Raw genomic sequence first — 20,225 nt, 5'->3', positions numbered from 1 at the left:
GCGCCACAAGAGGTAGGGTGATGGATAAGATCAAGAACATTTTCGTGGTGGGACTCAACGACTTCAACCGCCAGCGTCTCGAGACGCTTCACGGTGCCGGGCAGTGGCGGTTCCACGGGGTAATCGCCCCGGAGGCTGTCTACGATACCGAGGAATTCGACATCGAGGGCATGTTGTCAGAGGCCACGGCGCAGCTTGAGGCCTTCGACGAGCCCATCGACGCCATCGTCGGCTACATGGATTTTCCTGTCTCGACCATGTTGCCGATCCTGTGCGAACGCTTCGGTGTCCGCAGCACCTCCCTTTCGAGCCTGCTGAAATGCGAACACAAGTACTGGAGTCGCCGGGTCCAGCGCGAGGTGATCCCTGACCATATCCCTGGCTTCACCGCCTTCGACCCCTTCGATGACGACGCGATGACGCGCATCGGCGAGGCAGGGCTCTACTTCCCTTTCTTCGTCAAGCCGATCAAGTCCTCTGGCTCTCGGTTGGGCTTTCGCATCGAGACGCCCGAGGATTTCTATCAAGCTATCGCGGAATTACGCGAGTCCATCGGCACCATTGCCGACCCCTTCAATACGGTGCTGGAGCAGGCGAACCTGCCGCCAGAAATCGCCGCCGTGGACGGTCACTTCTGCATGGCCGAGGAGATCATCGGCGGCTGGCAGTGCACCGTGGAGGGCTACGTCTACAACGGTGAAGTGGTCAGCTACGGTATCGTCGATTCGCTGCGCTATCCCCAGGTGCTGAGCTTCTTCCATTACCGTTATCCTTCGGGGCTGCCGGATGATATCCAGGCCTCCATGGTCGAGCTTACCGACACCATCATGCGCCATATCGGCTATGATAATGCCGCCTTCAACGTCGAGTACTTCTGGGACGAAATTCAGGGTCGCATCTGGCTGCTGGAGATCAACACCCGTATCTCCCAGTCGCATTGCGACCTCTTCGAGAAGGTCGATGGGGTCAGCAACCAGCAGGTCACCATCGACCTTGGGCTGGGGCAGCGCCCCGACATGTCTCATCGCGAGGGCAATTTTCCGATAGCGGCCAAGTTCTTCCACCGGGTATTCTTTACCGATGCGGTGGTGACACGGGTCCCCACCGACACGGAGCTCGAGGAACTCCAGGCCGACTTTCCCGGTTGCCACATCGCCGTGCAGGTGGAGGAAGGGCAGCGGCTCTCCTCCCTGCCCGAGCAGGACGCCTACAGCTTTGCGCTGGCGCATGTCTATCTGGGTGCGTCATCGGCCGAGCAGTTGCTTGCGGACTTCGATCGTCTGGTGGCACGACTGGCGTTCGAGTTCGACGATATCCAGGGCTGAGGTTTCCGGGAGCGGCACGCAAGATCACAAGGAAGGAGACACATGCGCATCGTCAACGATTTTCCCCGCCGGGTGCAGGAAGAGGAGACCTGGATACCCCTGGCGGACGGTACCCGCCTGGCAGCCAGAATCTGGCGTCCTGTGGATGCCGATGACCACCCGGTACCTGCCATCCTCGAGTATCTGCCCTATCGCAAGCGCGACCTGACCGCGGAGCGCGATGTCCAGATGCATCCCTACTGGGCCGGCCACGGCTATGCCGGGGTGCGGGTCGATATCCGCGGTACCGGCGACTCCGATGGCGTACTCACCGACGAGTACCTGCCCAGTGAGCTCGAGGATGGCCTGGAAATCCTCGCCTGGCTCGAGGCCCAGCCCTGGTGCACCGGCGATGTCGGCATGATCGGCATCTCCTGGGGTGGCTTCAATGGCCTGCAGATCGCCGCCCTGCGCCCCCCGCAGCTCAAGGCGGTGATCACGCTGTGCTTCACCGACGACCGCTACGCCGACGACATCCACCACATGGGTGGTTGCCTGCTGGCTGACAACCTCTCCTGGGCTTCGACCATGTTCGACGGTAACGCCTGTCCGCCCGACCCAGAGCTGGTAGGGGAGCGCTGGCGGCAGATGTGGCTCGAGCGACTGAGGGGCAGCGGCATGTGGCTCGGTCAGTGGCTCGAACATCAGCGACGTGACGCCTACTGGAAGCATGGCTCGGTGTGTGAGGACTATTCGCGGATCCAGTGCCCGGTATATGCCGTGAGTGGCTGGGCCGATGGCTACTGCAATGCCGTCTTCCGGGTGCTGGAAGGACTCGAGGTGCCGCGCAAGGGGCTGGTCGGTCCCTGGGCTCACAAGTACCCGCACCTGGGCGTGCCGGGGCCGGCCATCGGCTTCCTGCAGGAATCACTGCGCTGGTGGGATCAGTGGCTCAAGGGCGACGACACCGGGATCATGGACGAGCCCATGGTGCGGGTCTGGATGCAGGAGTCGGTGCCTCCCTCGGCGCGTTACGATGAGCGCCCCGGGCGCTGGATTGCCGAGCCGGAGTGGCCATCGCCGAATATCCTGCCATGCTCGTTCCGGCTCACCGATGGTCATAGCCTGTTGCCCGAAGCCGAGGGAGAGGATAACGATACCACCCTGGACATTCGCTCCCCGCTCTCGGTGGGGCTCTATGCCGGCAAGTGGTGTTCCTACAATGCTCCGCCGGACCTTCCCCACGACCAACGTGACGAGGATGGTGGCTCGCTGATCTTCCAGACACCCCGCCTCGATGCGCCTCTGGAGATCTGTGGATCGCCAATGGTCGAGCTTGAACTCGCCGCGGATCAGCCGGTGGCCATGGTGGCACTGCGCCTCTCCGACATCGGCGAGGATGACAAGGCCACCCGGGTCTCCTATGGCTTGCTCAACCTGACCCACCGCGACAGCGACGAGTTTCCCGAGCCCTTGGAGCCGGGCAAGCGTTACCGGGTACGCATTCCGCTCAAGCACATCGCCCAGCAGTTCGCCGAAGGGCATGCCATCCGGCTGGCGCTTTCCACCAGCTACTGGCCGTTGGCCTGGCCGGCCCCCCGGCCAGCCCGACTTACCATCCATCCGAGTCGCTGTCGGCTGATCCTGCCGGTACGGGCGCCGCGACCTGCCGAGGAAGCCGCACTGCCGGCCTTTGGCGAGCCAGAAGGAGCGTCTCCGCTGGCCAAGACACTGCTGCAGCCGACTCAGGAGACCTGGCAGGTGATCCGCGACCTGGCCCAGGATCGCACCACCCTGGAAGTGATCAACGACGAGGGACGCTACCGAATCGACGATATCGACCTCGAGATCGCTGCCCGGGTCACCGAGCGTTACCAGTACTCCTACGGCAGCTATGACAGTGTCAGCGGTTTCACGGAGTGGCAGCGCAGCTTCAAGCGCGGCGACTGGGAGGTCAGCACTTTGACCCGTACCCAGCTGACCAGCGACCCGGAAAACTTCCGTATCCGCGCCACACTGGATGCCTGGGAGGGGGAAACCCGGATCTACGCGCAGACCTGGGATGAGACCATCCCTCGCGATCTCGTCTAGGAGGCTGTCGGATTTGACCGATCGTCGCGAGAGATTCGGGTTTCGAGACAAGTTTATCGATCTGATGAGGCGAATAGTGGGGCTCTTTAACGAAGCAGATCGAATGAAATTGGCCGAAAATCCGGATTTTGCAGTAGATCAGCGTTAAGTCCGACAGCCTCCTAGGTCGTCTGGGGAGGTACGGGCTGTTATGGTGACGTCCTTGTTTTCGCAGGGACGTCCCGCATGAGTCCGATCCCCGCCGCCGTGCCGACGACTCCCCGCGCCTCGCGCAAGGAGATTCTCGGCTGGGCGATGTTCGACTTCGCCAACCAGGCCTACACCCTGCTGATCATCACCGTGGTGTTCGGCGAGCTCTTCACCACGGTGATCGTCGGCGAGCGTGGTGACAGCTACCGGCTGGCCAACTTCCTGTGGAGCCTGGCGCTGGCGGTGAGCTATCTGCTGGTGGTAATCACGGGCCCACTGTGCGGCGCGGTGATGGATTACCAGGCGGCAAAGAAGCGCTTCCTGTTCATCAGCTACCTGGCCACCGTGGCCACCACTGCCATGCTCTATTTTGTGGCGCCGGGCTATGTGGTGCTGGGTCTCGTGCTGATCATGGTCTCCAACTATGCTTATTCGATGGGCGAGTCCTTCATTGCCGCCTTCCTGCCGGACCTCGGCCCGCCCCAGGACATGGGCAAGATCTCCGGCTTCGGCTGGGCGCTGGGCTACGTGGGCGGGCTTTTCGCCGCGGGCTTCACCCTGGTGGTGCTGGGCGAGGCAACGGCGGAGAACTTCGAACGAATCCGCTGGGTGGGGCCCTTTGCGGCGGGGTTCTTCCTGATCACCGCCATCCCCACCTTCCTGTGGGTGAAGGAGCGCGGCACGCCCCAGCCGCCCGGCAAATCCTACCGCGATATCGCCCTGGAGCGCGTCTCGACGACCCTGCACGAGCTGCGCCGCTTCCGCGACCTGGGCATCTTCCTGGTCTCGCTGCTGTTTTCCATGGCCGGCGTCTACATCATCATCGCCTTCGCCTTCATCTACGGCGCCCAGGTGATCGGCTGGGACGAATCGGTCCGCAACATCATGTTCATCATCGTGCAGGTTACCGCCGCCGCTGGCGCGCTGGGCTTCGGTTACATCCAGGATCGCATCGGCACCAAGGTCACCTACCTGATGACCCTGACCCTCTGGGTGGCAGCGATACTCGCCATCTGGGCCACGCCGGAGGTCACCGCCTTCCTGCAAGCCCGTTTCGGGCTCGATTGGGAGACCCAGCATCTCTTCCTGGTGGTCGGGTGCCTGGCGGGGCTCTCCCTGGGCTCCAGCCAGTCCGCCAGCCGCGCGCTGGTGGGGCTCTTCTCGCCGAGCCGCAAGGCCGCCGAATTCTTCGGCTTCTGGGGCCTGGCCAACAAGCTCGCCGGAGTAATCGGTATCATCGGCCTGGGGTTGCTGCAGTCGCTGGTGGGGCTCAAGGCCTCGATCCTGCTCTGCGCCGTGCTCTTCTTCATCGCCATCCTGGTCTGCCTGTTTGTCGACCAGGCACGGGGTCAGCAGGCGGCCCGGGATTGGGAAGCGCGCAACGGACGCTAGGATGTCGGTTACCCGTCGTGGAATGCCCTTATGGCATCATGGTCTCAAAGGGTAGTCGCCGGGAGGGAAGATCATGAGTGAGGAGCGAGCCACACGCCGGGCCGGCCTGGGCATGATGCTGCTGTTCTGGGTGCTCTTCCTGGGAGGTGGGGCCTGGTGGTTCCACGGTTACCTGGAAGCGCAGCGCAACCCCAATGCTCACCTCGCCGATGTCGTGTTGGGAGAAGGCGAGCCGGTGGTGCTTGAGCGCAATCGCGCCGGTCACTTCGTGGTCACCGGGCGCATCAACGACCAGCCGGTGGAATTTCTGGTCGACACCGGTGCCACCTATGTCGCGGTCCCTGCCGAGATGGCTCAGCGGCTGGGGCTCGAGAGCACCGGTACCGCCTGGTTCAACACCGCCAACGGGCGGGTGCGCGGCGAGCTGACGCGGCTCGATGAGGTGAGCCTGGGCGGCTTCTCCGCCCGGGAGGTTCGCGGCTCCATCAGCCCGGGCCTCGGCGGCGAAACGGCCCTGCTGGGCATGAGCTTCCTTGGCCGTTTCGATATCGAGATCCGTGACTCGCGTATGGTCCTGCATCCTCCGCAACGTAACTGAGGTACCTATGGCGAAGCCGAAACGGGGCCGCTGCGCCGACGAGCCCAAGCAGATCCCGGCGGTCGGATGGCTGGATATCGTATGGCGCGTCAAAAAGCAGGTCGTTCGAGACCTCGTTCCCCTGATGGCCGCCGGCATCGCCTTCAATGCCATGCTGGCGCTCTTTCCGACGATCACCGCGATCATCTCGATCTGGGCGCTGGTGATGGATCCCCAGGACCTGGCGAGTCAGATCGTGCAGCTCAGCCGCTATCTTCCGCCCGACAGCTCGAGCCTGATCAATGATCAGGCCCGCAGGATAGGCGAGAGCACCAGCACCGGTCTCAGCCTGACGGCGCTGGGCAGTGTTGTGGTGGCCATGTTCATCGCCTCCAAGGGCGTGTTGTGGATGGTGATAGGCCTCAACGTGGTGTACGGCGAGGAGGAGGATCACCGAGGATCTCTGCGTCGCGGCTGGATCGTGGCGTCGCTGACGATGGGAGTGATTCTCGTCCTGCTGGTCACCATTGCCTTCATCGCCTTCTTCCCCCTGGCCATCGGCATGCTGGGTCTCGATACCCTGCTGGTCACGATCATCGTATGGCTGCGCTGGCCGGTGCTTCTGCTGGTGATGATGCTGGTCATCGCCGTTTTCTATCGCTTCGGCCCCTATCGGCGACCGCCACGCTGGAAGTGGATCAGCGTTGGCTCCATCATCGCGACGCTACTCTGGTTGATCGGTTCCGCCGGGCTGTCGTTCTATTTCGGCAGCGTGATCAATCCAAGCGATATCTATGGCTCGCTGGGGGCGGTCGTGGTGCTGATGCTGTGGTTCTGGCTTTCGGCGTTCACCGTGTTGCTTGGCGCAGAGTTCAACGCGGAAATTGAGCGTCAGACGTATCTCGACACCACCGTCGGCGCCGCCCGGCCCCCCGGTGAGCGAAACGCTTACGCGGCGGACACCCTGGGTCGTAAGTGGCCGTGGCGAGATGTCGGCCGGAAGCGCGACGCCGCCGATCAAGATGCCACGGATCGAGGAGACACCCCATGACACTGACCGACCGGCTGGGCATCGACCTGCCGATTCTCCAGGCCCCCATGGCCGGCGCCCAGGACAGCGAGCTGGCCATCGCCGTCTCCCGCGCCGGCGGCCTCGGGGCATTGCCCTGCGCGATGCTCTCGCCCGAAGGCATGGCAGATGAGCTCGAGACCATTCGCACCGCGATCTCGGGGCCGATTAACGTCAACTTTTTCTGCCATGCGGTGCCTGCCCCCGACCCCGAGCGGCTGGCGTCTTGGCATGCGGCGCTGACGCCCTTCTATGCCGAGCTCGGTCTCGATATCGAGGCGGTTCCCGCCGGGGCCGGGCGGCGCCCCTTCGACCATGCGACCTGCGACGCTCTGGAGCCCTTCCGCCCGGCGGTGGTGAGCTTCCATTTCGGCCTTCCGGCGCCGGAACTGCTGGCGCGGGTCAAGACCTGGGGCGCGACGGTGCTCTCCACGGCCACCACGGTGGAGGAGGCGCGCTGGCTCGAAGCCCACGGCGCCGACGCGGTAATCGCCCAGGGTCTCGAGGCCGGCGGCCATCGGGGCCTCTTTCTGACCGGGGATCTGACCACTCAGATGGGGACCCTGGCGCTGCTTCCCCAGGTCCGGCAGGCGGTGGACGTGCCGGTGATCGCCGCCGGCGGCATTGCCGATGCCCGGGGCGCAGCGGCGGCACTTACCCTGGGTGCCGACGCCGTCCAGGTGGGTACCGCCTTTCTCTGCTGTCCGGAATCCCGCGCCTCGTCCGTCCATCGTCGGGCGCTGATGAGCGAGTCGGCCCTCCATACGGCCCTGACCAACCTCTACAGCGGGCGCCCGGCCCGGGGCATCGTCACCCGGCTGATGCGCGAGCTGGGGCCGATCAGCGAGGCGGCGCCGGCCTTCCCGCTGGCTACCGCGGCCATCGCACCGCTGCGTGCCGCCGCCGAGGCCCGCGGGGTCGGCGATTTCTCGCCGCTGTGGGCCGGGCAGAACGCCAGCCGCTGCCGGGAGGTCCCCGCCGCCGAGGTGGTGCATGAACTGGCCCAAGGCCTGTCGCGCTGACGATCCCTCTTCGGCCCTGATATCATGGATGCATGAACAGTATTTTTGGTGCCGCGCCGGTCACTGCCCCCCTTGAGGATCCGCGCTACTACCTGGCGAACTTCCGCTTCGTGCTGGCGTGGGTGGCCGAGCGCCACGGCGACCTGCTGGACGAGGCCGAGCATGGCTTCCTGGCGGCGTTCGCCGCCCTGCCCAAGGCGTCCCAGGCGCTGCTGGTGCGCATGGTGATGCGCAAGGGCGAGCACTTTCGCACCTCGCGCCTGAGCTACCCCGAGATCGGCGACACCGAGGCGGCGCTTGCGCCTCTTGTGGCGGCGGGGCTGGTCGATGATGTCCCCTTGCTTGGCCTCGATGAGCTTTTCCGCCAGCTGCGCCTTCCCGAGCTACGCCGCGCCCTGGTGGAGGAGGTCGCCGCCGCGGAGCTGCCCCTTGCCACCGGCAAGGCCGCGCTATTCGAGGCCCTGGCGCCGCGGCTAACCGAGCTTCGCCTGCTTGCCGACTGGTGGCCCGAGGCGCCGGACCGTGTCGTTCGCCTCACCGTGATGGCGACCTGTGACCGGCTGCGGCTGATGTTCTTCGGCAACCTGCGCCAGGACTGGGCCGAGTTCGTGCTCACCGAGCTCGGCCTGCAGCGCTTCGAGCGTGTGGCGATCACGCCTGACTCCCGGGCCTTCCGGCGCCGCACGGAGGTGGATGCCTATCTGACCCTGCACCGCCTGCGCGAGCGCCTGGAGGCCGGTGAGGCGGTATCGGCACTGCACGCGGAACTGCCCGCACCGCTGGCCGACAACGCCTGGCTGGCGGCGCGGCATCGGCGGCTCTGCGTGGTTCTGGGGCGCCAAGCGGAGCGTGAGGGCGAGGGCGAACTGGCCCTTGCTCTCTATGCCCAGGCCGGCTGGCCGGAGGTGGATCTGCCCGGCAGCGTCGAGGCGCGCATCCGTCACCTGCGTTTGCTTGAGCGCCGCGGGGCGCACGCCGCGGCCCTGGCCCTGACCGAGCCACTGATGAAGGCTTCGGCCAGCGAAGAGGAGGCTCAGGCGCTGGGACGGCTGGTGCCGCGGCTGCGTCGCCGGCTGGGGCTGTCCCCGTCCGCATCCCGGCGTGAGCCGGCCCCGCGACAGTGGACCCTGACCCTGTCGCCCGGCCCGGTGGAGGCCGCGGTGTGCGACCACTTGCATCGCGATGCGGCGCCGGTGCACTACGTGGAGAACAGCCTGTTCACCGGGCTCTTCGGCCTGCTCTGCTGGGAGGCGCTCTTCGCGCCGCTGCCCGGGGCCTTCTTCCACCCCTTTCACCATGGCCCGGCGGACCTCTACCGCGAGGACTTCGTGGCCCGCCGCCGCGCCCGGTTCGAGATCTGTCTGGCCCGGCTCGAGACCGGCGAGTATCGCGAGGCGATCCGCGCCACCTGGCAAGAGAAGCACGGCCTGGCCTCGCCCTTCGTGCACTGGGGAGCGCTCGACGAGGCACTGCTCGAACGGGCGCTTGCCTGCCTGCCGGCCGCCCACCTGCGCGCCTGCTTCGAGCGGCTGCTCGGTGACCTCAAGGCCAACCGGGCCGGCCTGCCGGATCTGATCCAGTTCCTCCCCGAGGCCCCGCAGGGTGAGCCGCGCTACTGGCTGATCGAGGTGAAAGGGCCGGGCGATCGGCTGCAGGACAACCAGCGGCGGTGGCTGGCCTTCTTCCATGCCCATGACATGCCCGCCGCGGTCTGCCATGTGCGTTGGGAGGTGGACGGAGAGTGAGCGATGGACAACGAATGAGCGAGGTGGCGCGCTATCGGGTGGCGGTGCGCGCGCTGTGCGACTTCACTGCACGCCAGGGGGACCTGGACCATCGCTTCACCCCCGCACCCAGTGCCCGCGAGGGCATCGATGGCCATGCCCGGGTGGCAAAACGGCGGGGCGAGGGCTATGAAGCCGAACTGCCGCTCTCCGCCACTTTCGAGGGGCTCCGGGTGAGCGGCCGTGCCGACGGCTTCGACCCGGTGGCCAATCGGCTGGAGGAGGTCAAGACCCATCGCGGCCATCTGGAGCGCATGGCCGACAACCAGCGGGCCCTGCACTGGGCCCAGGTCAGCGTCTACGGTGCGCTGCTGTGTGCCGAGCGTGACCTCGCCTCGCTGACCCTGGCGCTGGTCTACCTGGATATCACCACCGGTCGGGAAACCGTGTTGACCAAGGAGGCGAGCGCCATTGAGCTGCAGGCCTTCTTCGAGACCCAGTGCCGTCGCTTCCTGGCCTGGGCGGTGCAGGAGGCCCGGCATCGCGAGCGGCGCGATGAGGCGCTCGGCGAGCTCGCCTTTCCCCACGAAGCCTTCCGCCCCGGCCAGCGCGACCTGGCGGAGAGCGTCTACAAGGCCGCCAGCACCGGCCGCTGCCTGCTGGTCCAGGCGCCCACCGGGATCGGCAAGACCCTCGGCACCCTCTTCCCGCTGCTCAAGGCCATGCCCCGCCAGGGGCTCGACCGCCTCGCCTTCCTGACCATGAAGACGCCCGGGCGCCGGTTGGCGCTGGATGCCCTGGCCGCCCTCGGTGCCGGGGAGGGTGCTGCCAGGAGCTCGTACGTCGTAAGCCCGGACGCCGTAAGCCCGGACACCACGGCCGCCCCGCTCCGGGTGCTGGAGCTCATCGCCCGAGAAAAGGCCTGCGAGTATCCCGATCGGGCCTGCCATGGCGAAGCCTGTCCGCTTGCGGCAGGCTTCTACGACCGGCTGCCGGCGGCGCGGCAGGCCGCCGTGGCGCGTGGCTGGCTGGACCGCGAGGCGCTGCGCGAGGTGGCTCTCGACCACGGCGTCTGCCCCTACTACCTGGGGCAGGAGCTGGCGCGCTGGTGTGACGTGGTCGTCGGCGACGTCAACCACTGGTTCGATGCCAATGCCCTGCTGCACGGCCTTGCCCGAGCCAACGGCTGGCATCTGGGCCTGCTGGTGGACGAAGCCCACAATCTGGTGGAACGGGCCCGGGGCATGTACAGCGCCGAGCTGGACCAGCGTCGGCTCGCCCGCTTGCGTCGCGAGGCTCCCGGAGCGCTGAAGCGCCCTCTGGGGCGCCTGGCCCGACAGTGGCAGGCGCTGGTCAAGGAGGCGGGGATGAGCGAGGCCGGCGAGCCGGGCCGGCCGGCTTACAGGGTGCTCGACGGCCTGCCCGACGGGATGGTCGTGGCCTTGCAGGGGGTTGCCAGCGCCATCACCGAGCACCTCGGCGAGCACCCCGACCAGGCCTCTCTTGCACTCCAGGAGCTGCTCTTCGAGGCGCTGGCCTTTACCCGCCTGGCGGAGTCCTTCGGCGAGCATTCGCTGTGCGATCTGGCCCGTAACGGCCGCGGCCGGGCCGTGCTGGGGCTGCGCAATCTGGTGCCGGCGGACTTCCTGGCGCCGCGCTTTGCGGCGGCCCAGTCCGCGGTGCTCTTCTCGGCGACCCTGAGTCCTGCCCACTACCATCGAGACCTGCTGGGCCTGCCGTCGGCCACGGTGTGGCGAGAGGTCACCTCGCCGTTCGCCGCCGAGCAGCTCGAGGTCCGCATCCGCGCCGACATCTCCACCCGGCTGCGCGACCGGGGGCCATCGCTTGCGCCCATCGTCGCCGAACTGGCCAGCCAGTACCATCGCCGCCCGGGCCACTATCTCGCTTTCTTCAGCAGCTTCGCCTACCTGGAGGCGGCCCTGGCACGCTTGCAGGAGGCCCACCCGGAGATTCCCGTGCGCGCCCAGACCCGCGGCATGCGCGAGTCGGCCCGCGACGCCTTCCTGGCTGGTTTCACGCCGGGCGGGCAGGGAATCGGCTTCGCGGTGCTGGGTGGGGCCTTCGCCGAAGGCATCGACCTGCCCGGCGAGCGGCTGATCGGTGCCTTCATCGCCACCCTTGGCTTGCCACCCTTCGACCCCTTCAACGAAACCCTCAAGGCGCGATTGGCGGCCCGCTTCGGCCGTGGCGACGACTACGCCTACCAAATTCCCGGACTGATCAAGGTAGTGCAGGCGGCGGGCCGGGTGATCCGCGGCCCCTATGACGAGGGCACCGTGGTGCTGATGGACGACCGCTTCGCCCGTCGCGAGGTACGGGCCCGGCTGCCGGGGTGGTGGGCCATCGAGTGATGGCGCCTCAGCGCTGCCAGCGCGGAATCTCTTCCACTCGCGTGGCGATGTCCTCGTCCGCCTCGTAGAGCGCCTCGAGCTCCCGGGCGGCTTCGTGGATGGTCTGGATCTGCTTCTTTTCGTTGCCGAACACCTCGAGTTGGCGCAGCAACGCCTCCTCGTCGTGGGGACGGAAGGTGTCGATGGTGTGCTGGGCCTGCTCCCGGGGAATGCCCAGGCCGATCAGGGCGTCCCGGGTCAGTTCGAGACTGGCAGGCAGCAGTTCACGCACGATATGGGTGATCCCGGCGCGCATCAGCAGGTGGGCGTGGTGGCGATTGCGTGCGCGGGCATAGAGCTGGAGGTGGGGAAACTGACGTCGCACCTGGCCGACGATACGCATCGAGGCCTCGGGGTCGCCCACCGCCACCACCAGCACTCGGGCCTGGTCGGCCCCGGCGGCCTTGAGCAGGTCGATGCGCGAGGCATCGCCGTAGTAGACCTGGTTGCCGTAGCGGCGTACCACCTCGACCTGGTCGGCGTTGATATCGAGCACCGTATAGGGGATCTTCAGTCCCTGCAGGGCACGGCCCATGATCTGCCCGAAGCGGCCGAACCCGGCGATGATGATCTGCGGGGCGTCGTCGGGCAGGGTGTCGAAGTCCCGCTTCGGCCGGGGGCGGGTGAAGAGGCGGCGCAGGCCCCGTACATGCAGCTGGAAGAGCAGCGGCGTGGTCGCCATGGAGAGCGAGATCACCAGGATCAACAGGCTGACCAGTGACGGGTCGAGCAGGGCGGCCGTGGCCGCCGCGGAGAGAAGCACGAAGCCGAACTCCCCGCCCTGGGAGAGCAGCACTCCCAGGTTGGCGGCATCCTTCCAGCCGGTACCGTGGAGCCGCGCGGCGACCAGCATGGCCAGCGCCTTGAGCAGTACCAGACCCAAAGTAAGGCCGAGCACGACCAGCGGCATCTCGCCGAGCAGGCGGATATCGGCCGTCATGCCCACCGCCATGAAGAACAGCCCCAGCAGCAGCCCTCGGAAGGGTTCGATATCGGCCTCGATGTTGTGGCGGTACTTGGAGTCGGCGAGCAGCACGCCGGCGATGAAGGCCCCCAGGGCCATGGAAAGGCCAGCCAGCTCCATCAGCAGGGCGGCGCCGATCACCACCAGCAGCACGGTGCCGGCGAAGACCTCGCGGCTGCGGGTAGCCGCGGCATAGTGGAACAGCGGCCGCAGCAGGTAGCGACCGCCGATGATCAGGCCGAGGAAGGCGCCGGCAGCAATCAGCACGCCTTCGAGCAGGGGCATGAAGCCATTAGCCAGAAGGGCATCAGCGGCCAGCATCGGGATGACGGCCAGCACCGGGATGGCTGCCAAGTCCTGAAACAGCAGCAGGGCGAAGGCATTGCGCCCGTGGCGGGTCTGCAGTTCCTTGCGCTCGCCGAGCAGTTGCAGCACAAGGGGCGTGGAGCAGAGCCCCAGACTGAAGCCCACGACCAGCGCCGCGGCGGGGGAGAGCCCCAGCCACCAGGCCGCCAGCGAGAGCAGCGCGGTGGTGATGGCCACCTGCAGGCTGCCGAAGCCGAACACCGCCTTGCGCATCACCCGTAGGCGCGACGGCTTGAGTTCCAGGCCGATCACGAACAGCAGGAAGACGATGCCGACCTGGGAGAACTGCAGCACCGCTTCGGCGTCGGCCACCAGGCCCAGGGCCGAGGGGCCGATGACCACGCCCGCCGCCAGGTAGCCCAGCACCTCGCCCAGCCCCAGGCGCTTGAAGATCGGCACGATCAGCACCGCTGACGCGAGGAAGATCAGCGCATTGAGCAGCAGGTCGATAGCCAAGGGGCCTCCTTGCGAATGGTGGTGAGGGGCTCCATTCTAACCGATGGGAGCCATTCGTTTTCATGCAAACGTCGGGCCAGGTCATCGGGCTCGGCAATCGTGAGGCCCTGTCCCGGAGGCCCTGTCAGAAGGAGAGCATCATGCGGCTCAATGCCGATTTCAGTCGCCGTGCGGTAGTCACGCCCGACCAGTACCGCTGGTTGGAATCCCCGACGCCGGGGGTGGAGAGGATGATGCTGGACCGGGTCGGCGACGAGGTGGCCCGGGCCACTTCCCTGGTGCGCTATGCGCCCGACAGCAGCTTCCCGACCCATGAGCATGGCGGCGGCGAGCAGATCCTGGTGCTGGAGGGCGAGTTCGCCGACGAGCATGGCCGCTACCCCGCGGGCCACTACCTGCGGAACCCCATCGGCACCGCTCACGCCCCGCGGGTGGGGGAGCAGGGGGCGCTGATCTTCGTCAAACTGCACCAGTTCTCGCCGGACGACACCGCCCAGAAGGTCATCGACACCCGCGTCGAGCCGTGGCGGCCCGGCCTCGTCGACGGGCTCGAGGTGCTGCCGCTCCACGACTTCGAGGGCGAGCACGTGGCGCTGGTTCGCTGGGCGCCGAACACCCGCTTCCAGCCCCATGCCCACTGGGGTGGCGAGGAGATTCTGGTCCTCGAGGGCACCTTCCATGACGAGCATGGGGCCTATCCCGCCGGCAGCTGGCTGCGTAGCCCCCATCGCAGCCAGCACACGCCCTTCACGCGGGAGGACGTCGCGCTGATCTACGTCAAGGTCGGGCACCTGCTGCCTGAATGACTGGCGTGATCGCGATCGCCCGCGATTGTGCGTTTCGCATCTGCTGTGCTACCTCTAAGGGCGGCATTTCGCCGAATGGAAACGGACAAGGAGACGTCGAATGGGTATCGAAGTAGGCGGCCTGCTGGGCCTGATCTGGCTGATCATCGTCATCTGGGCCATCATCAAGGTCGCCCAGAGTTCGGCCGGGGGGCTATCCAAGCTGATCTGGATCCTGGTGCTGCTGTTCTTCCCGCTGATCGGGTTGATCATCTGGTTCCTGTTCGGGCCCAAGGGGTAGCGGCGACGAAGTAAGGGCTGTCCATACCATCGGGTCGCCTTCGGGCGGCCCGATCTCATGGAGGAAGGGGGTTGTCCCGCGGTTCCCCGCGGTCGCACTTTACGCATGCAAGCTCGAGGCCGAGACGGGAGCGCCGCCCGGCCTCGGTGATTACCCAAGGGCGTTCGGTCCAGGGTGGCTGGTGACGCACATGCTGGTTATGGCCGCAGGCGAGTTCCGCGACCCAGTGGCCCTCCTCGTCGAGGTGGTAGCCGATGATGGGCTGTTGCATGGCGGGAGGCTATCGCCGGGGCGGCGGGGCCTTGTAATGGCCGGGTATCGTCACCCGCTCGCCGTTGGGCAGGTCGCGGACGTGGGCGGGCACGAAGACCCGTGTGATCACGCTTCTGGCGTTGCGCTCGGTCATGGGGGAGCCCTCCGTGTCGTCCCTGGATGCCTCACCCCACATTAGCGCTCCTGGCCCTCGGCAATCAATGCCGGCCCGGTGCCCCGCTCGCCGTATCGTTCTGATCCGGGGCCAGCGGCTCCGGGCGGCATGACTTAATGGCGCCTCGGCCCGGCAGCGGGACGCGCGCTGCCCTGGTGCAGCCGGGTGAAGCGCACCGGCGGGCTGTACTTCTCGCCGTCGGGGGCACGCTCGGGGGCCGGCCGTACCCGCCAGCCCCGCGAGGTCGCCCATTCCTTGAGCTCCCGGTAGTCGAGCAGCGGATAGTCCCGCGAGTAGGGGTTGGGGGATGACGACGGAAAGGCGAAGGCCACATGGGGATAGCGGGCCAGGGCGTCTTCGCTGTCATGGGCGCTGAGCGCCTGGTCCAGGGCGGACTGCCACGCCCGGGAGTCGCGACGTGCTACGGCTTGGGTTGCATGCATTGGATTGCCCTCCGTTGTTGTGCCTGCTGTTGCCGTGCCATGAAAAACGCCCCGCCCGGTAGGGCCGGACAGGGCGTCATCATATTCCCATTCTGTTCAATCCCAGCTCAGTGCGCCGCCCACCTGGTACTCGGTGACGCGGGTCTCGAAGAAGTTCTTCTCCTTGCGCAGGTCGATGATCTCGCTCATCCACGGGAAGGGGTTCTGGGCGCCGGGGAACTGCTCCTTCAAGCCGATCTGCGCCAGGCGGCGGTTGCAGATGAAGTGCAGGTACTCCTCCATGATCGCCGCGTTCATGCCCAGCACGCCTCGGGGCATGGTGTCGCGCGCGTAGGCGATCTCCAGCTCAGTGCCCTCGAGGATCATCTGGGTGCATTCATCCTGGAACTCGGGCGTCCACAGCTGGGGGTTCTCGATCTTGATCTGGTTGATCATGTCCACGCCGAAGTTCAGGTGCATGGACTCGTCGCGCAGGATGTACTGGAACTGCTCGGCCACCCCGGTCATCTTGTTGCGCCGCCCCATGGAGAGGATCTGGCTGAAGCCGCAGTAGAAGAAGATGCCCTCGGTGACACAGTAGAAGGCGATCAGGTTGCGCAGCAGCTCCTGGTCGGTCTCGGTGGTGCCGGTGTTGAAGTCCGGGCGCGCCAGCGACTGGGTGTGCTTGAGGCTCCAGGCGGACTTGGCGGCCACCGAGGGCACCTCGCGGTACATGTTGAAGACCTCGCCCTCGTCCATGCCCAGCGACTCCACGCAGTACTGGTAGGCGTGGGTGTGGATCGCCTCCTCGAAGGCCTGGCGCAGCAGGTACTGGCGGCACTCGGGGTTGGTGATCAGGCGGTAGAGCGCCAGCACCAGGTTGTTGGCCACCAGCGAGTCCGCCGTGGAGAAGTAGCCCAGGCTGCGCTCGACGATGCGCCGCTCGTCTGCGGTGAGCCCCTCGGCGCTCTTCCACAGGGCGATGTCGGCGTTCATGTTCACTTCCTGGGGCATCCAGTGGTTGGCGCTGCCGTCCAGGTACTTCTGCCAGGCCCACTCGTACTTGAAGGGCACCAGCTGGTTGAGGTCGGCGCGGGCATTGATCATCTGCTTGTCGTCGACCTCGATGCGCGCCGCGCCCATCTCCAGCTCCTCGAGGCCGGCGGCCACGTCGAGCTCGTCGAGTGACTTGCGCGCCCGTGCCAGGCGATCCTCGTCGGCCGCGGCGTAGCGACCGGCGCTCTCTTTGACGGTCTCGTCTTTCACGGCTTCGTCGCGCACGGCGCCGGTCTGGGGCTGTGCGGCGGGCTGAGGCGCGGAAGCCGGCTCGGGTTGCTCGGCGACCGTGGTCTCGTCTTCGTGGAACTCGTCCCAATTAAGCATCTCTATCCACCTTCCGATTTCTTGTCGATGAGCCGGAAGAAACGGGGTGTTTCTTCCAGCTTTCGGCTTATAGCTTCCGGCTTTATTGGCAGGCCTCGCAGCCCAGCTCGTCGATCTCCCCGGCGCTCGGTGCGCGCTGGCCACCCTTGCCCTGCAGGAAGTCCTCGACGCCGCGCGGCTCGCGGCGAGGCGGCTCGGCGGCCGGCTCGGGGCTGGCCCAAGGCGCCGGTGCACCATTGCTCACCGCATTGAGGGTGCCGCGGTCGACGGTGGACTTCTCCACCGAGGTGGCTCCCAGGGCGCGCAGGTAGTAGGTGGTCTTGAGGCCGCGGAACCAGGCCATGCGGTAGGTCACGTCGAGCTTCTTGCCGGAGACCCCCTTTATGTAGAGGTTCAGCGACTGCGCCTGGTCGATCCACTTCTGGCGGCGGGCGGCGGCCTCCACCAGCCACTTGGGCTCCACCTCGAAGGCGGTGGCGTACTTGGCTTTGAGGTCGTCCGGGATGCGGTCGATGGGCTGGGCCGAGCCGTCGTAGTACTTGAGGTCGTTGATCATCACCTCGTCCCATAGCCCGCGGGCCTTGAGGTCGTTGACCATGGGCGCGTTGACCACCGTGAACTCGCCGGAGAGGTTCGATTTCACGTAGAGGTTCTGGTAGGTCGGCTCGATGGACTGGGTCACGCCACAGATGTTGGAGATGGTGGCGGTCGGGGCGATGGCCATCACGTTGGAGTTGCGCATGCCCTGCTCGGCGATCTTGTCGCGCAGGCGATTCCAGTCCTGGGTGACGCTCTCGTCGACCTCGATGTACTTCTCGCCGCGCTCGGTCTTGAGCTTCTGGATGGAGTCGATGGGCAGGATACCCTGGCTCCACAGCGAGCCCTCGAAGCTCTGGTACTGGCCGCGCTCGGCGGCCAGGTCACTGGAGGCCTCGATGGCGTGATAGCTGACCAGCTCCATGGAGCGGTCGGCGAACTCGACGGCCGCGTCACTGGCGTAGGCGATGTCCTGGGCGTAGAGGGCGTCCTGGAAGCCCATGATGCCGAGTCCCACCGGACGGTGCTTGGCGTTCGAGTGGCTGGCCTGGGGCACCGCGTAGTAGTTGATGTCGATGACGTTGTCGAGCATGCGCAGCGCGGTGCGCACGGTCTTCCTCAGCTTCTCGCCGTCGAGTTCACCGTCGACCACGTGCTGAGCCAGGTTGACCGAGCCCAGGTTGCACACCGCGATCTCGTCGGCCGAGGTGTTGAGGGTGATCTCGGTGCACAGGTTGGAGCTGTGCACCACGCCGGCGTGCTGCTGGGGGCTGCGCAGGTTGCACGGGTCCTTGAAGGTGATCCAGGGGTGGCCGGTCTCGAACAGCATCGAGAGCATCCTGCGCCACAGGTCCTTGGCGCGAACGCGCTTGTAGAGCTTGAGCTCCCCCGTGCGGGTCATCGCCTCGTACGCCTCGTAGCGCTGCTCGAAGGCCGCGCCGTAGAGGTCATGGAGGTCCGGGCAGGTGGACGGGGAGAAGAGCGTCCACTCGCCGTCATCGAAGACCCGCTTCATGAACAGGTCGGGCACCCAGTTGGCGGTGTTCATGTCGTGGGTGCGGCGGCGGTCGTCGCCGGTGTTCTTGCGCAGCTCCAGGAACTCCTCGATATCGAGGTGCCAGGTCTCGAGGTAGGCGCAGACCGCTCCCTTGCGCTTGCCGCCCTGGTTGACCGCCACGGCGGTGTCGTTGACCACCTTGAGGAAGGGGACGACGCCCTGGGACTTGCCGTTGGTGCCCTTGATCCAGGAGCCGAGCGCGCGCACCGGCGTCCAGTCGTTGCCCAGGCCCCCGGCCCACTTGGAGAGCAGGGCGTTGTCGCGGATGGCGCTGTAGATGCCGTCCAGCTCGTCGGGCACGGTGGTGAGATAACACGAGGAGAGCTGGCTGCGCACGGTGCCGGCGTTGAACAGGGTCGGCGTGGAGGCCATGTAGTCGAAGCTCGAGAGCAGCTCGTAGAACTCGATAGCCCGTGCCTCGCGGTCGTCCTCTTTGAGCGCCAGGCCCATGGCAACCCGCATGAACATCACCTGGGGCAGCTCGTAGCGTACCTCGTCGCGGTGGATGAAGTAGCGGTCGTAGAGGGTCTGCAGGCCCAGGTAGGTGAAGGCGTTGTCGCGATGGTGGTCCAGCGCCTCGCCCAGGCGCTCGAGGTCGAACTCGGCAAGCCTGGGGTCGAGCTGCTCGAACTCGATGCCCCTGGCGATATAGGCCTTGAAGGCCGGCGCGTAGAGCTCGGCCATCTCGCCGTAGGTGGCCTCGTCGGCGATGCCCAGGAAGGAGAGCGCCTCGCGGCGCAGGTTGTCCTGCAGCAGCCGGGCGGTGACGTAGGTGTAGTCGGGGTCCTTCTCCACCAGGGTGCGGGCGGTCATCATCAGCGCCTGGGAGACCCCGTCCACGGTCACGCCGTCGTAGAGGTTCTTCAGCGAGTCGTCGACGATCTTCTGGGCCTCGACATTGGCCAGCTCCTTGCAGGCATCCGATACCAGGGTCTCGATGCGACCCAGGTCCAGCGGGCGGGTGGTGCCGTCGGCGAGGGTCACGTTGAGGCTGGGGTGCGGCTTGACGATGTCGCCACCGGCCGCGGCGCGCGCCCGCGCATGCGCCTCGCGGTAGAGCACGTAGGCGCGGGCCACCCGCTGCTCGCCGGCGCGCATCAGCGCCTGCTCGACCTGGTCCTGGATATCCTCGATGTGCAGGGTGCCGCCGTCGGGCATGCGGCGCAGGAAGGCCTGCTCGATACTCTCGGTGGACTGGCGGACGAAGTCGCGTACCCGCGAGGAGCTGGCAGCATTGTCACCCTCCACGGCGATGAAGGCCTTGCTCATGGCGACGGCGATCTTGTCGGCGTCGAAGGGCATGACATCGCCATTGCGCTTGATGACGCGCAGGGCCTTGGGTGCGGTGACGGAAACGGACGGCTCGTCCGGTGTGGCAATGGTATCCATGGCGCCGGGGGTCCCTGACTGGTGAGTCGAATGGTCGAAGGCCGCCTCTCGGGCGACGGTTGACAGGCATGGTGCCGGTTGTTAAGGCACATGATGTAGTGTTCCTGTCGGGTTGAGACACAAGATAGTGTGCTTTTCGGCCCCCAGCAAGTGGATAACCTGTGGATCGGCTGTGGCCATCCGGGGGGCAGAATGGCGCCCGTCGCCAGGCCCCGCCGTTGGGCCACGAAGACAGCTGCTGTCGCCGTGTGGAGACGGGAAGGCGGAATGCCGGATTTCGGGTATCCTTTAGCCATTGGCGTTGGCTCCCGACAGCGGGAGCCCCGCGACCGCTCACCTGCCCGCCGGGATGGAACAGA

At 66.5% G+C, this 20,225-nt stretch carries 16 protein-coding genes; 10 read left to right on the top strand and 6 right to left on the bottom strand.

Features of this window, described 5'->3' with window-relative positions; all coding sequences use genetic code 11:
* The first annotated feature begins 20 nt into the window (after positions 1 to 20).
* The 8 genes from U5L98_RS01890 (at position 21) to U5L98_RS01855 (ending at position 11,740) form a co-directional block, all read left to right on the top strand.
* Entirely contained in the window at positions 21 to 1,325 is a 1,305-nt protein-coding gene (locus tag U5L98_RS01890) for an ATP-grasp domain-containing protein (RefSeq protein ID WP_322556653.1), read from the top strand.
* A 42-nt stretch (positions 1,326 to 1,367) separates the two neighbouring features.
* Positions 1,368 to 3,395, top strand: a complete 2,028-nt coding sequence (locus tag U5L98_RS01885; RefSeq protein WP_322556652.1) for a CocE/NonD family hydrolase — start codon at positions 1,368 to 1,370, stop codon at positions 3,393 to 3,395.
* A 225-nt stretch (positions 3,396 to 3,620) separates the two neighbouring features.
* Entirely contained in the window at positions 3,621 to 4,976 is a 1,356-nt protein-coding gene (locus tag U5L98_RS01880; RefSeq protein ID WP_322556651.1) for an MFS transporter, read from the top strand.
* A 73-nt stretch (positions 4,977 to 5,049) separates the two neighbouring features.
* Positions 5,050 to 5,574: a retropepsin-like aspartic protease family protein gene (locus U5L98_RS01875; RefSeq protein ID WP_322556650.1), complete on the top strand. Its 525-nt coding sequence runs from the start codon at positions 5,050 to 5,052 to the stop codon at positions 5,572 to 5,574.
* Between the two features lie 7 nt (positions 5,575 to 5,581).
* Positions 5,582 to 6,604 (top strand): YihY/virulence factor BrkB family protein, encoded by a 1,023-nt coding sequence (locus tag U5L98_RS01870; protein ID WP_322556649.1) that lies wholly within the window; start codon positions 5,582 to 5,584, stop codon positions 6,602 to 6,604.
* Positions 6,601 to 7,644, top strand: a complete 1,044-nt coding sequence (locus U5L98_RS01865; RefSeq protein WP_322556648.1) for a nitronate monooxygenase — start codon at positions 6,601 to 6,603, stop codon at positions 7,642 to 7,644. The genes U5L98_RS01870 and U5L98_RS01865 overlap by 4 nt, the downstream gene beginning before the upstream one ends.
* A 32-nt stretch (positions 7,645 to 7,676) precedes the next feature.
* Positions 7,677 to 9,389: a VRR-NUC domain-containing protein gene (locus U5L98_RS01860; protein WP_322556647.1), complete on the top strand. Its 1,713-nt coding sequence runs from the start codon at positions 7,677 to 7,679 to the stop codon at positions 9,387 to 9,389.
* A 14-nt stretch (positions 9,390 to 9,403) separates the two neighbouring features.
* Positions 9,404 to 11,740, top strand: a complete 2,337-nt coding sequence (locus U5L98_RS01855) for an ATP-dependent DNA helicase (RefSeq protein WP_322556646.1) — start codon at positions 9,404 to 9,406, stop codon at positions 11,738 to 11,740.
* A gap of 7 nt (positions 11,741 to 11,747) precedes the next feature.
* Here the strand turns inward: U5L98_RS01855 and U5L98_RS01850 are convergent, their stop codons facing one another.
* Complete coding sequence (locus tag U5L98_RS01850; RefSeq protein WP_322556645.1) at positions 11,748 to 13,565, bottom strand: monovalent cation:proton antiporter-2 (CPA2) family protein; 1,818 nt, start codon at positions 13,563 to 13,565, stop codon at positions 11,748 to 11,750.
* A gap of 140 nt (positions 13,566 to 13,705) precedes the next feature.
* On the opposite strand from U5L98_RS01850, the gene U5L98_RS01845 reads away from it, so the two are divergent.
* Both U5L98_RS01845 and U5L98_RS01840 read left to right on the top strand, forming a co-directional pair.
* On the top strand, positions 13,706 to 14,371 hold the full coding sequence (locus U5L98_RS01845) for a cupin domain-containing protein (protein ID WP_322556644.1): 666 nt from the start codon (positions 13,706 to 13,708) through the stop codon (positions 14,369 to 14,371).
* Positions 14,372 to 14,471: 100 nt separating this feature from the next.
* Positions 14,472 to 14,651: a PLDc N-terminal domain-containing protein gene (locus tag U5L98_RS01840; protein ID WP_322556643.1), complete on the top strand. Its 180-nt coding sequence runs from the start codon at positions 14,472 to 14,474 to the stop codon at positions 14,649 to 14,651.
* A 55-nt stretch (positions 14,652 to 14,706) separates the two neighbouring features.
* Here the strand turns inward: U5L98_RS01840 and U5L98_RS01835 are convergent, their stop codons facing one another.
* The 5 genes from U5L98_RS01835 to U5L98_RS01815 all read right to left on the bottom strand — a co-directional run bounded on the left by U5L98_RS01835 (position 14,707) and on the right by U5L98_RS01815 (position 19,866).
* Entirely contained in the window at positions 14,707 to 14,922 is a 216-nt protein-coding gene (locus U5L98_RS01835) for a DUF3565 domain-containing protein (RefSeq protein WP_322556642.1), read from the bottom strand.
* A 9-nt stretch (positions 14,923 to 14,931) separates the two neighbouring features.
* Positions 14,932 to 15,057 carry a hypothetical protein gene (locus tag U5L98_RS01830; RefSeq protein ID WP_322556641.1) on the bottom strand — a complete coding sequence of 42 codons (126 nt, stop codon included), beginning with the start codon at positions 15,055 to 15,057 and terminating at the stop codon, positions 14,932 to 14,934.
* Between the two features lie 134 nt (positions 15,058 to 15,191).
* Positions 15,192 to 15,521, bottom strand: coding sequence for a hypothetical protein (locus U5L98_RS01825; protein ID WP_322556640.1), 330 nt, complete (start codon positions 15,519 to 15,521; stop codon positions 15,192 to 15,194).
* A gap of 96 nt (positions 15,522 to 15,617) precedes the next feature.
* Positions 15,618 to 16,883, bottom strand: coding sequence for a ribonucleotide-diphosphate reductase subunit beta (locus tag U5L98_RS01820; RefSeq protein ID WP_322556639.1), 1,266 nt, complete (start codon positions 16,881 to 16,883; stop codon positions 15,618 to 15,620).
* Positions 16,884 to 16,965: 82 nt separating this feature from the next.
* Entirely contained in the window at positions 16,966 to 19,866 is a 2,901-nt protein-coding gene (locus tag U5L98_RS01815; RefSeq protein WP_322556638.1) for a ribonucleoside-diphosphate reductase subunit alpha, read from the bottom strand.
* Positions 19,867 to 20,225 lie beyond the last annotated feature (359 nt).

It is taken from the genome of Halomonas sp. (assembly GCF_034520545.1).
Lineage (GTDB): Bacteria > Pseudomonadota > Gammaproteobacteria > Pseudomonadales > Halomonadaceae > Halomonas.
The sequence above is the reverse complement of the archived record's forward strand: the minus strand, read 5'-3'. Positions and strand labels throughout refer to the sequence as shown.

Coding starts and splice junctions, on each gene's coding strand:
- U5L98_RS01890 (WP_322556653.1), top strand. CDS start 21: ATGGATAAGATCAAGAACATTTTCGTGGTGGGACTCAACGACTTCAAC.
- U5L98_RS01885 (WP_322556652.1), top strand. CDS start 1,368: ATGCGCATCGTCAACGATTTTCCCCGCCGGGTGCAGGAAGAGGAGACC.
- U5L98_RS01880 (WP_322556651.1), top strand. CDS start 3,621: ATGAGTCCGATCCCCGCCGCCGTGCCGACGACTCCCCGCGCCTCGCGC.
- U5L98_RS01875 (WP_322556650.1), top strand. CDS start 5,050: ATGAGTGAGGAGCGAGCCACACGCCGGGCCGGCCTGGGCATGATGCTG.
- U5L98_RS01870 (WP_322556649.1), top strand. CDS start 5,582: ATGGCGAAGCCGAAACGGGGCCGCTGCGCCGACGAGCCCAAGCAGATC.
- U5L98_RS01865 (WP_322556648.1), top strand. CDS start 6,601: ATGACACTGACCGACCGGCTGGGCATCGACCTGCCGATTCTCCAGGCC.
- U5L98_RS01860 (WP_322556647.1), top strand. CDS start 7,677: ATGAACAGTATTTTTGGTGCCGCGCCGGTCACTGCCCCCCTTGAGGAT.
- U5L98_RS01855 (WP_322556646.1), top strand. CDS start 9,404: ATGAGCGAGGTGGCGCGCTATCGGGTGGCGGTGCGCGCGCTGTGCGAC.
- U5L98_RS01845 (WP_322556644.1), top strand. CDS start 13,706: ATGCGGCTCAATGCCGATTTCAGTCGCCGTGCGGTAGTCACGCCCGAC.
- U5L98_RS01840 (WP_322556643.1), top strand. CDS start 14,472: ATGGGTATCGAAGTAGGCGGCCTGCTGGGCCTGATCTGGCTGATCATC.
- U5L98_RS01835 (WP_322556642.1), bottom strand. CDS start 14,922: ATGCAACAGCCCATCATCGGCTACCACCTCGACGAGGAGGGCCACTGG.
- U5L98_RS01830 (WP_322556641.1), bottom strand. CDS start 15,057: ATGACCGAGCGCAACGCCAGAAGCGTGATCACACGGGTCTTCGTGCCC.
- U5L98_RS01825 (WP_322556640.1), bottom strand. CDS start 15,521: ATGCATGCAACCCAAGCCGTAGCACGTCGCGACTCCCGGGCGTGGCAG.
- U5L98_RS01820 (WP_322556639.1), bottom strand. CDS start 16,883: ATGCTTAATTGGGACGAGTTCCACGAAGACGAGACCACGGTCGCCGAG.
- U5L98_RS01815 (WP_322556638.1), bottom strand. CDS start 19,866: ATGGATACCATTGCCACACCGGACGAGCCGTCCGTTTCCGTCACCGCA.